The sequence below is a fragment of the Halopseudomonas aestusnigri genome (genome assembly GCF_002197985.1).
Classification (GTDB): Bacteria; Pseudomonadota; Gammaproteobacteria; order Pseudomonadales; family Pseudomonadaceae; genus Halopseudomonas; species Halopseudomonas aestusnigri.
Genome location: NZ_NBYK01000003.1, coordinates 24,995 through 34,248 on the forward strand (window position 1 = coordinate 24,995; position 9,254 = coordinate 34,248).

Consider the following 9,254-nt stretch of genomic DNA (forward strand, 5'->3'; position numbering starts at 1 on the left):
TGCTTTCCGGCTTCGCCGGCGGTGGCGAAGACGCAGAAGTGGGAGAGCGATGGATTCACGACAGCAACAGATGCAACTTTGGCTGGATCAGGTATTGCCGCAGGCTGCCGCTGCACTTGGATGGACAGACCTGCCCGCCGGCGTGCTGTCTGCGGCCAGTGCCGATGCCAGTTTTCGCCGCTACTTTCGCTGGCAGGCCGGTGAGCGCAGCCTGATTGTCATGGATGCGCCGCCCGAGCACGAGAATACCGAGCCCTTTGTGCGCATTACCCGGCTGTTGCAGGACGCGGGCGTGCGGGTGCCGCGGTTGTTCGCCGAGGACCTGCAGCAGGGCTTTCTGCTGCTGGAGGACATGGGCGCCAAAACCTACCTGCAGACCATCGAGCAGGGCGTTGCGCCGGCAGAGCTTGAGCGGATGTTTGCCGCAGCGATCACCAGCCTGATTCGCTGGCAGCTCGCCAGCCGCCCCGGTGTGTTGCCCGACTACGACGAGGCGGTGCTGCGCCGTGAGCTGGCCCTGTTTCCGGACTGGTACGTCGGGCGCGAACTGGGGCGAAGTCTGTCTGCCGAAGAGCAATCGTTGTGGGAGCAGGTACAGGCGCTGCTGCTCGACAGCAATCTTGGCGAGTCCAGGGTCTACGTTCACCGCGACTATATGCCGCGCAACCTGATGACCGCCGAGGGTGAGCCGGGTGTGCTCGACTTTCAGGACGCGCTGTACGGCCCGGTCAGTTACGACGCTACCTCGCTGTTTGCCGATGCCTTTTTCAGTTGGCCCGCGGCGGAGCGCAGCCAATGGCTGTCGCGCTACTGGCAGCAGGCGCGGGCGGCCGGGGTGCCGGTGCCGGATGAGCTGGGATCGTTCCTGGACCAGGCGCGCCTGATGGGTGTGCAGCGTCACCTGAAGGTGCTGGGTATCTTTGCCCGGATCTGCCACCGCGACGGCAAGCCGCATTACCTGCAGGATGCGCCGCGCTTTGTCCGTTACCTGCGTGATGCCTGTGCCGCCGACACTCGGCTGGCCCCGCTGGCTGCGCTGCTCGACAGTCTTGGGCTGGAGCCATGATGAGAGCCATGGTGCTGGCGGCCGGCAAGGGCGAACGGATGCGGCCGCTGACCTTGCATACGCCCAAGCCGCTGCTGCCGGTAGCCGGTAAGCCGCTGTTGCAGTGGCACCTTGAGGCCTTGCGCGCGGCCGGGGTGAGTGAGCTGGTGATCAATCACGCCTGGCTGGGTGAGCAGATCGAGCGTTATTTCGAGGATGGCAAGCGCCTTGGCGTGAATATTCGCTGGTCTGCCGAGGGTGAGCCGCTGGAGACCGGAGGGGGGATTCGCAAGGCGCTCCCGCTGCTGGGTGATGCACCCTTTATTCTGGTCAATGGTGATGTCTGGACCCGCTATGACTTTGCACAGCTGGCGCTGCCCGAAGGCATGCTGGCGCATCTGGTGCTGATCGATAATCCCGTGCATAACCCCAATGGCGACTTTTTGCTTACCGATGGCATGGTCGGCAACCCGGCTGCCGGGCAGGCGGGCCTGACCTACAGCGGCATTGCGGTATTGCACCCCGAATTGCTGGCGGGGCATCCGGAAGGGGCCTTTGCGCTGGCGCCCCTGCTGCGCGCTGCTGCGGAGCAGGGGCGGGTCAGTGGCGAGCATTTTCGTGGTGCCTGGATTGATGTCGGCACGCCGGAGCGGCTGGCCGATGCTGAGCGTGTGGCGAGGGGCTGAGCGATGCTGTGGCCGGTAACCGTATTGGGTGCGCTGGTGGGCGGTCTCGGCGGCGCTGTGCCCGGCGCTATTCTTGGCGCGGTAGTCGGGCACGCGCTGGATCGTCATTGGCAGCTGCGTCACTGGCGCGATCTGCCGGAGCGTCTGGCTCAGGTACGTGGCGCCGGTAACAGTTTCGAGCGTGTGCTGTTTCTGTGCGTGGGGCGGCTGGCCAAGGCCAGTGGCCGTGTGACCCAGGCCCATCTGCAGCTGGCGCGGGATCTGATGCAGCAGTACCGGCTGGACGGTGATGCCAGACTGCGAGCCATGCACGACTTCAACGAAGGCAAGCGTAGTGATGATCTGGTCAAACTGGTACGCGCCCTGTGTCGCCGTGAGCCGGGGCGCGCTGCGGAACTGATGGATTGTTGCTGGCGGATGGCGGTGCTGCCGGGCCGCCTGAACGACGAGGTTCAGGGGCTGCTGGCAGGGTGGTCAAAGGCTGCCGGGCTGGGGCACGCCGAGCAGCAGCGCATGCATCAGCGTCATCAATACAGCCGCCAGACTCAGGGCGGTCGTGCTGCGGTTGCGCAGGAGGACCGCCTTCAGCAGGCGGCCAGCATACTCAAGGTCAGTCCCGATGACTCACCGGAGGCGATCAAGCGAGCCTATCGTCGTCAGCTCAGCTTGCACCATCCGGACAAGCTGGCCGCCCGCGGGGGCAGCGCCGCCCAGCAGCGCGGGGCGGGTGAAAAAATACGACAGATTCAGCAGGCCTACGAGACATTGCGTCGTCATCGCGGCTTTCGCTGAGCGCTCAGGGAGCGGCCACTGGCGGTGGCGGCGGTTGATAGTGGCTGGTGAGCCAGGTGCGCAGGTGCTTGTCCAGCATGTCGGCGGCAAAGGCGGATCGCTCCAGTGGCGCGAGATTCAATTGCTGGTAGGTCTGCTGCCCCTTGCGGCGGGCGATACGCAGGTGCTCACCTGCCATCAACCTGTCGGGTGTGACTTCCAGATTCAGCATGTCCAATAGCGGACGCGTATTCGTTTCCAGCAAGCTGTCGAGGGTCGGCTCCGGGGCTGATGCCGGCTGCCGGGTCTGATACAGCATCAGGGTCGCTGGTGGCTGATCGGCAGCGCCGGTGCTGGCGGTCAGCAGCGCCCAGTAGGCTGATTCGTTGCGGGCAATGAGGTGTACCTGATGGGCGCCTTCACCCTCAAGCACTTGCAGGCCGGCGCGGATGAGCGCCGTGACCCGTTCGCTGTAGCGCCCCTCTGGCGGCGGCTCTGGCGCGGCATCGACCTGATCGCTGGCGGCCAGCATGGCATCGGCCGGCACGATCTCCGGCGTCGCCTCCTCGCTCGGTGCGGCCGACTCGACCGGTTCCGGCGGGACGTCAACAACGGGCTCGCGCGGCGCTTCGGGCAGGCTGATGGCCAGTGTGTGCCAGCCGGCGTCGCTGAGACTGATGCGGGCGGGGCCGATCAGCTCGGGCCAGTTGGCGTGCTCTCCAGCCCCGGCAATCAGCAAAATGCCGCCGAGTGGCTCGGGGCGTGCGGCAGGCAGAAACAGTCCCAGCCGTGACTCGCCGGCGAACTCAAGCTGCCGTTGTTCGCTGATTGGCGTTTCGCGCTTGAGTGTCTGCTGGTACTGAATATCACGGGATAACGCTTGCGATCGCTCGGGGGCAGTTGCCTCCGGTGGCGGCGTTGCTGGCTCCTGGGCCTGGGCGATACCGGCAAGGCAGAGCAGGGCAATGAGGATTGGCGCGCGCATGGGGTCCGTCTCGGTCCGAAGTCCTGATGAGTATAACCACGACGGATAGGGTAAACTGGCCGGCATTTCCGTGTCTGCCCCTGCCGAGGTTCTCCCATGCTCGATTACGCCATTGCGCCGTCCATTCTGTCCGCCGACTTTGCCCGCCTGGGTGAGGATGTTGATCGGGTGCTGGCCGCCGGTGCCGACATCGTCCACTTCGATGTGATGGACAACCACTACGTGCCGAACCTGACCATCGGGCCGATGGTCTGCTCGGCGCTGCGTAAATATGGCGTCACCGCGCCGATCGATGTGCATCTGATGGTCAAGCCGGTCGATCGCATCATTGGTGATTTCCTCGAGGCGGGTGCCAGCTACATCACCTTCCACCCGGAAGCCTCCGAACACATCGACCGCTCCCTGCAACTGATCAAGGACGGCGGCGCCAAGGCCGGTCTGGTATTCAATCCTGCGACCTCGCTGGATGCGCTCAAGTACGTGATGGACAAGGTCGACATGGTGCTGCTGATGAGCGTCAACCCGGGCTTTGGTGGCCAGAAGTTCATCCCGGGCACCCTGGACAAGCTGCGTGAGGCGCGTGCGCTGATCGATGCCAGTGGTCGCGAAATTCGTCTGGAGATCGACGGTGGCGTCAACGAGCAGAACATCCGCGCCATCGCCGAAGCCGGTGCCGATACCTTCGTCGCCGGTTCGGCGATCTTCAACAAGCCGGATTACAAGGCGGTCATCGACAGCATGCGTGCGGAGCTGGCACAGGCCAAGCGCTGAGATGTCGTTGCTGCGCGAGCTGTTCGGTGGCGAGCTGCCGAACCTGGTGATGTTTGATCTGGACGGTACTCTGATTGACTCGGTGCCGGATCTGGCGGCGGCGGTGGATGTGATGCTGGGTCAGCTTGGTCGTGACGCCGCGGGCGTCGAGCAGGTCCGTCACTGGGTCGGCAACGGTGCGCGAGTATTGGTGCGTCGGGCGCTGGCCGGCGATATCGAGCACGCGCACATCGGCGAGGCTGAGACCGAGCAGGCGCTGGTGCTGTTTCTCGAGGCTTACGCCGGCGATCACTCGCGCAGCACGGTTTACCCGGGCGTTCGCGCGTTGCTTGACCGGCTGAAGGGTGAGCAGGTGCCACTGGCACTGATCACCAACAAGCCGAGTCGCTTCGTGCCGGAGCTGCTGGCGGACAAACAGCTCGATGGCTACTTCCGCTGGCTGGTTGGCGGCGACACCCTGCCGGTGCAGAAGCCCGATCCAGCTGCGCTCCATTGGGTCATGCAACAGGCTGGTGTTGAGGCTGGGCAGGCGCTGTTTGTCGGCGATTCCCGCAGTGACGTGCTGGCGGCGAAGGCGGCCGGGGTGCCGGTAGTGGCGGTCAGCTACGGCTACAATCACGGCCGGCCGATTGCCTCGGAGAACCCGGATTTGCTGGTTGATTCGCTTGACGCGCTCATATAGGCTTGCTCGGGTGTCCCGACCAGTGATGGATCAGCCGTGTTTGTCAGCAATCGCAAACTGATGAGAGTTATCAAGGCGCTCGCCCGCTGGCGTTGGCGTACCTGAACTGTCCTCGCTCGCTCCCGAGTACGAGCACCCCTGTTTGCGTATGACTTACCCTGCCTTTGAGGCTGATCATGACCCGAGACGAATTCCTTCGCCTGGCTGCCCAGGATTGCAACCGTGTACCCGTTGTACGCGAGGTGCTGGCAGATCTTGAAACCCCGCTGTCCACCTATCTGAAACTGGCCGACGGTGCCTACTCCTACCTGCTGGAGTCGGTGCAGGGTGGCGAGAAGTGGGGGCGTTATTCCATCATCGGTCTGCCGGCCCGCACCGTGCTGCGCGTCGACGGCCATACCGCAACCGTGCTGGTGGACGGTGTCGAGCAGGAGCGCCACGAGTGTGCCGATCCGCTGGATTTCGTCGAGACCTTCAAGGCCCGTTATCGGGTGCCGAGCATTCCGGGTCTGCCTCGTTTCAACGGCGGGCTGGTTGGCTACTTTGGCTACGACTGTGTGCGCTATGTTGAGCCGCGTCTGGCCGCGACGGTCAATCCGGATGTGCTGGGTACCCCGGATATCCTGCTGATGGTGTCGGATGAGGTGGTGGTGTTCGACAACCTTGCCGGCAAGCTGCACGCCATCGTGCTGGCTGACCCAAGCGCCGACGATGCCTTCGAGCAGGCCAATGCCCGACTGGACCAACTGCTTGAGCAACTGCGCCTGCCGACCCCGGCGCGCAAGCTGATTGATCTGGCTGCGCCGGTCGATACCGACCTGGAATACCGCGCCAGCTTCACCCGTGAGGATTACGAGCGAGCGGTCGACACCATCAAGGAATACATCCTGGCCGGTGACTGCATGCAGGTGGTGCCGTCTCAGCGCATGAGCATCGACTTCAAGGCCGAGCCGATTGATCTGTACCGGGCGCTGCGCAGCCAGAACCCGACGCCTTACATGTACTTCTTCAACTTCGGCGACTTCCACGTGGTTGGCAGCTCTCCGGAGGTGCTGGTCCGTGTCGAAGAGGGTGAAGTAACGGTACGCCCGATCGCCGGCACCCGCCCGCGCGGCGCGACCGAAGAAGCCGATCTGGCGCTGGAGCAAGACCTGCTGTCCGACGCCAAGGAAATCGCCGAGCATCTGATGCTGATCGACCTGGGCCGCAACGACGTTGGCCGCGTGGCGCAGATCGGCAAGGTCAAGGTGACCGAGAAGATGGTCATTGAGCGTTATTCCAACGTCATGCACATCGTCTCCAACGTGCAGGGCCAGCTCAAGCCGGAACTGACCGCGATGGACGCGCTGCGCGCCATTCTGCCGGCGGGCACCCTGTCCGGCGCGCCGAAGATTCGCGCGATGGAAATCATCGACGAGCTGGAGCCGGTCAAGCGCGGAGTCTACGGCGGCGCGGTCGGCTACTGGGCGTGGAACGGCAATATGGACACGGCCATCGCGATTCGTACCGCGGTGATCAAGGATGGCGAACTGCACGTGCAGGCCGGTGGCGGCATTGTGGCCGACTCGGTGCCCGCGCTGGAGTGGGAAGAGACCATCAACAAGCGTCGCGCCATGTTCCGTGCGATTGCCCTCGCTGAACAATCGGCCCGGTAAAGGAGAAACGCCATGCTGCTGATGATCGATAACTACGACTCCTTTACCTACAACGTGGTGCAGTACCTCGGCGAGCTGGGTGCCGACGTCAAGGTGGTGCGCAACGACGAGCTGACCGTCGCCGAGATCGAAGCCCTCAATCCCGAGCGCATCGTCGTCTCGCCCGGTCCGTGCACGCCCAACGAAGCGGGAGTCTCGGTGCCGGTGCTCAAGCACTTTGCCGGCAAGCTGCCGATTCTCGGCATTTGCCTTGGTCACCAGAGTATCGGCCAGGCCTTTGGCGGTGATGTGGTGCGTGCCCGTCAGGTCATGCACGGCAAGACCAGTCCGGTCTACCATGAAGGCCTGGGCGTGTTTGCCGGTCTCAATAACCCGCTGACCGTGACCCGCTACCACTCGCTGGTAATCAGCCGCGACACGCTGCCCGACAGCCTGGAGCTGACGGCCTGGACCCAGCATGAAGACGGCAGCGTTGACGAAATCATGGGCGTACGCCACCGCGAATACATGATCGAGGGCGTGCAGTTTCATCCTGAATCGATTCTGTCCGAGCAGGGGCACGAGATGCTCGCCAACTTCCTCAAGCAGCAGGGCGGCCTGCGCCGCTGACCAGCAAGGAGAGACGGTATGGATATCAAGACAGCCCTCGGCAAGGTGGTCGATCAACTGGATCTGTCCACCGAGGAGATGCAGGACGTCATGCGCCAGATCATGACGGGCCAGTGCACCGACGCACAGATCGGCGGCTTTCTGGTTGCCCTGCGCATGAAGAGTGAAACTCTCGACGAGATCACCGGCGCGGCCTTGGTCATGCGCGAGCTGGCCTCTGGGGTGAAGATCAACGCCGAGCGCCTGGTCGACACCTGCGGCACCGGCGGTGACGGCGCCAACATCTTCAACGTGTCGACCGCCGCCGCGCTGGTGGTAGCCGCTGCTGGCGGCAAGGTCGCCAAGCACGGTAACCGTGCGGTATCCGGCAAGAGCGGCAGCGCCGACCTGCTTGAGGCGGCAGGCGTGAACCTCAATCTGACGCCCGAGCAGGTCGCCCGCTGCGTGGAAAGTGTCGGTGTCGGCTTCATGTTTGCCCCGGCCCATCACGGCGCGATGAAGCATGCCATCGGCCCGCGCCGCGAGCTGGGCATGCGCACCATCTTCAACATGCTCGGCCCGATGACCAATCCCGCCGGGGTCAAGCATCAGGTCATCGGTGTATTTACCCAGGCGCTGTGCCGGCCGATTGCCGAGGTGCTCAAACGTCTCGGCAGCGAGCATGTGCTGGTGGTGCACTCCAAGGATGGGCTGGACGAGCTGAGTCTGGCGGCGACCAGCCACATCGCCGAGCTGAAAGACGGTGAAATCCGCGAGTACGACGTCAGCCCGGAAGAGCTCGGCATCAAGAGCCGCTCGCTGATCGGCCTGACGGTCGATGACGCGGCGGGCTCGCTCAAGCTGATCCGCGATGCGCTCGGCAAGCGCGAAACCGAGGCCGGTGAAAAAGCGGCCGATATCATCATTCTCAATGCCGGTGCGGCACTATACGCGGCAGATCATGCGACCAGTCTGCTCGAAGGCGTAAAGCTCGCCTCCGATGCGCTTTATTCAGGGCTGGCGCGGGAAAAACTCAACGAACTTATCGCCTTCACCGAGGTATTCCGGGAGGAAGCAGCACAATGAGCGTGCCGACCATCTTGCAGAACATCGTCGCGCGCAAGCACGAGGAAGTGGCAGAGCGTCTTCAACAGCGCAGCCTGGCCGAGCTGGAGCAGCTGGCTGCTGCTGCCCCGCCTGTCCGAGGCTTCGCCAAGGCCATTCAAGACGCCGCAGCGGCCCACCGTCCGGGCGTGATTGCCGAGATCAAGAAAGCGTCACCGAGTAAGGGTGTGCTGCGTGAGGACTTCCGGCCGGCCGAGATTGCGGCAAGCTACGAGGCGGGCGGTGCGGTTTGCCTGTCGGTGCTGACCGATGTCGACTTCTTCCAGGGTCACGACGATTACCTGCAGCAAGCCCGCTCGGCCTGTTCACTGCCGGTGATTCGCAAGGACTTTATGGTTGACCCGTATCAGATTGTCGAAGCCCGTGCGCTGGGTGCCGACTGTGTGCTGCTGATCGCTGCCTGCCTGGACGACGTGCAGATGGGCGAGCTGGCAGCGACCGCCAAGCAGCACGGTCTGGATGTGCTGATCGAGGTGCACGATGCCGCTGAGCTGGAGCGCGGGCTCAAACTGGATACCCCGCTGATCGGCATCAACAACCGTAACCTGCATACCTTCGAGGTGACGCTCGACACCACCTTGGAGCTGATCCCGCAGATTCCGCGCAACAAGACGCTGGTCACCGAAAGCGGCATCCTGCATCGCACCGATGTGGAGCTGATGCTCGCACATGAGGTCTACGGCTTTCTGGTTGGTGAGGCCTTTATGCGCGCGGCCAATCCGGGGCAGGAGCTCAAGCGACTGTTTTTCTGATCTGCGACGTCAGCATTGAAAGAACCTCCTTCGGGAGGTTTTTTTGTGGTTTGGCGCTGCAGTTCGGGGAAGATAGATAGGATCTTAGACTACTGCGTTTATCCGCCTGCTCGGATGGTGGAGTGTGCACTGTGGTTCGTCCCGTTTACGCGGGCGAGTAGCGCAGGGTTGGCGGGAAAAAGAGCGGCAGCCTG

General features: G+C 63.6%; 10 protein-coding genes. 9 read left to right on the top strand and 1 reads right to left on the bottom strand.

Going from position 1 to position 9,254, the window contains the following annotated elements; all coding sequences use genetic code 11:
- The first annotated feature begins 70 nt into the window (after nucleotides 1-70).
- The 3 genes from B7O88_RS06255 to B7O88_RS06265 are packed head-to-tail and all read left to right on the top strand — an operon-like array spanning nucleotide 71 to nucleotide 2,523.
- A complete protein-coding gene (locus B7O88_RS06255) occupies nucleotides 71-1,066 on the top strand; it encodes an aminoglycoside phosphotransferase family protein (RefSeq protein WP_235005759.1) in 996 nt (331 codons plus the stop codon).
- Entirely contained in the window at nucleotides 1,066-1,731 is a 666-nt protein-coding gene (gene murU / locus B7O88_RS06260; RefSeq protein ID WP_088274369.1) for an N-acetylmuramate alpha-1-phosphate uridylyltransferase MurU, read from the top strand. The genes B7O88_RS06255 and murU overlap by 1 nt, the downstream gene beginning before the upstream one ends.
- Nucleotides 1,732-1,734: 3 nt before the next feature.
- Entirely contained in the window at nucleotides 1,735-2,523 is a 789-nt protein-coding gene (locus tag B7O88_RS06265) for a DnaJ domain-containing protein (protein WP_088274370.1), read from the top strand.
- 4 nt (nucleotides 2,524-2,527) lie between these two features.
- Here B7O88_RS06265 and B7O88_RS06270 read toward each other — a convergent pair whose 3' ends face one another.
- Nucleotides 2,528-3,487, bottom strand: coding sequence for a DUF3530 family protein (locus tag B7O88_RS06270; protein WP_160003165.1), 960 nt, complete (start codon nucleotides 3,485-3,487; stop codon nucleotides 2,528-2,530).
- Nucleotides 3,488-3,583: 96 nt separating this feature from the next.
- On the opposite strand from B7O88_RS06270, the gene rpe reads away from it, so the two are divergent.
- The 6 genes from rpe to trpC all read left to right on the top strand — a co-directional run bounded on the left by rpe (nucleotide 3,584) and on the right by trpC (nucleotide 9,060).
- On the top strand, nucleotides 3,584-4,258 hold the full coding sequence (rpe, locus tag B7O88_RS06275) for a ribulose-phosphate 3-epimerase (RefSeq protein WP_088274372.1): 675 nt from the start codon (nucleotides 3,584-3,586) through the stop codon (nucleotides 4,256-4,258).
- 1 nt (nucleotide 4,259) lies between these two features.
- Nucleotides 4,260-4,940, top strand: a complete 681-nt coding sequence (locus B7O88_RS06280; RefSeq protein ID WP_088274373.1) for a phosphoglycolate phosphatase — start codon at nucleotides 4,260-4,262, stop codon at nucleotides 4,938-4,940.
- 176 nt (nucleotides 4,941-5,116) lie between these two features.
- On the top strand, nucleotides 5,117-6,595 hold the full coding sequence (trpE, locus tag B7O88_RS06285) for an anthranilate synthase component I (RefSeq protein ID WP_088274375.1): 1,479 nt from the start codon (nucleotides 5,117-5,119) through the stop codon (nucleotides 6,593-6,595).
- Nucleotides 6,596-6,607: 12 nt separating this feature from the next.
- Nucleotides 6,608-7,204, top strand: coding sequence for an aminodeoxychorismate/anthranilate synthase component II (locus B7O88_RS06290; RefSeq protein WP_088274377.1), 597 nt, complete (start codon nucleotides 6,608-6,610; stop codon nucleotides 7,202-7,204).
- 18 nt (nucleotides 7,205-7,222) lie between these two features.
- Complete coding sequence (gene trpD / locus B7O88_RS06295) at nucleotides 7,223-8,269, top strand: anthranilate phosphoribosyltransferase (protein WP_088274379.1); 1,047 nt, start codon at nucleotides 7,223-7,225, stop codon at nucleotides 8,267-8,269.
- Nucleotides 8,266-9,060: an indole-3-glycerol phosphate synthase TrpC gene (gene trpC / locus B7O88_RS06300; protein WP_088274381.1), complete on the top strand. Its 795-nt coding sequence runs from the start codon at nucleotides 8,266-8,268 to the stop codon at nucleotides 9,058-9,060. The genes trpD and trpC overlap by 4 nt, the downstream gene beginning before the upstream one ends.
- Nucleotides 9,061-9,254: the final 194 nt, after the last annotated feature.

What these genes read in the sequence shown, in the direction of transcription:
- B7O88_RS06255 (WP_235005759.1), top strand. Translation starts at nt 71, where the DNA reads ATGCAACTTTGGCTGGATCAGGTATTGCCGCAGGCTGCCGCTGCACTT.
- murU (WP_088274369.1), top strand. Translation starts at nt 1,066, where the DNA reads ATGAGAGCCATGGTGCTGGCGGCCGGCAAGGGCGAACGGATGCGGCCG.
- B7O88_RS06265 (WP_088274370.1), top strand. Translation starts at nt 1,735, where the DNA reads ATGCTGTGGCCGGTAACCGTATTGGGTGCGCTGGTGGGCGGTCTCGGC.
- B7O88_RS06270 (WP_160003165.1), bottom strand. Translation starts at nt 3,487, where the DNA reads ATGCGCGCGCCAATCCTCATTGCCCTGCTCTGCCTTGCCGGTATCGCC.
- rpe (WP_088274372.1), top strand. Translation starts at nt 3,584, where the DNA reads ATGCTCGATTACGCCATTGCGCCGTCCATTCTGTCCGCCGACTTTGCC.
- B7O88_RS06280 (WP_088274373.1), top strand. Translation starts at nt 4,260, where the DNA reads ATGTCGTTGCTGCGCGAGCTGTTCGGTGGCGAGCTGCCGAACCTGGTG.
- trpE (WP_088274375.1), top strand. Translation starts at nt 5,117, where the DNA reads ATGACCCGAGACGAATTCCTTCGCCTGGCTGCCCAGGATTGCAACCGT.
- B7O88_RS06290 (WP_088274377.1), top strand. Translation starts at nt 6,608, where the DNA reads ATGCTGCTGATGATCGATAACTACGACTCCTTTACCTACAACGTGGTG.
- trpD (WP_088274379.1), top strand. Translation starts at nt 7,223, where the DNA reads ATGGATATCAAGACAGCCCTCGGCAAGGTGGTCGATCAACTGGATCTG.
- trpC (WP_088274381.1), top strand. Translation starts at nt 8,266, where the DNA reads ATGAGCGTGCCGACCATCTTGCAGAACATCGTCGCGCGCAAGCACGAG.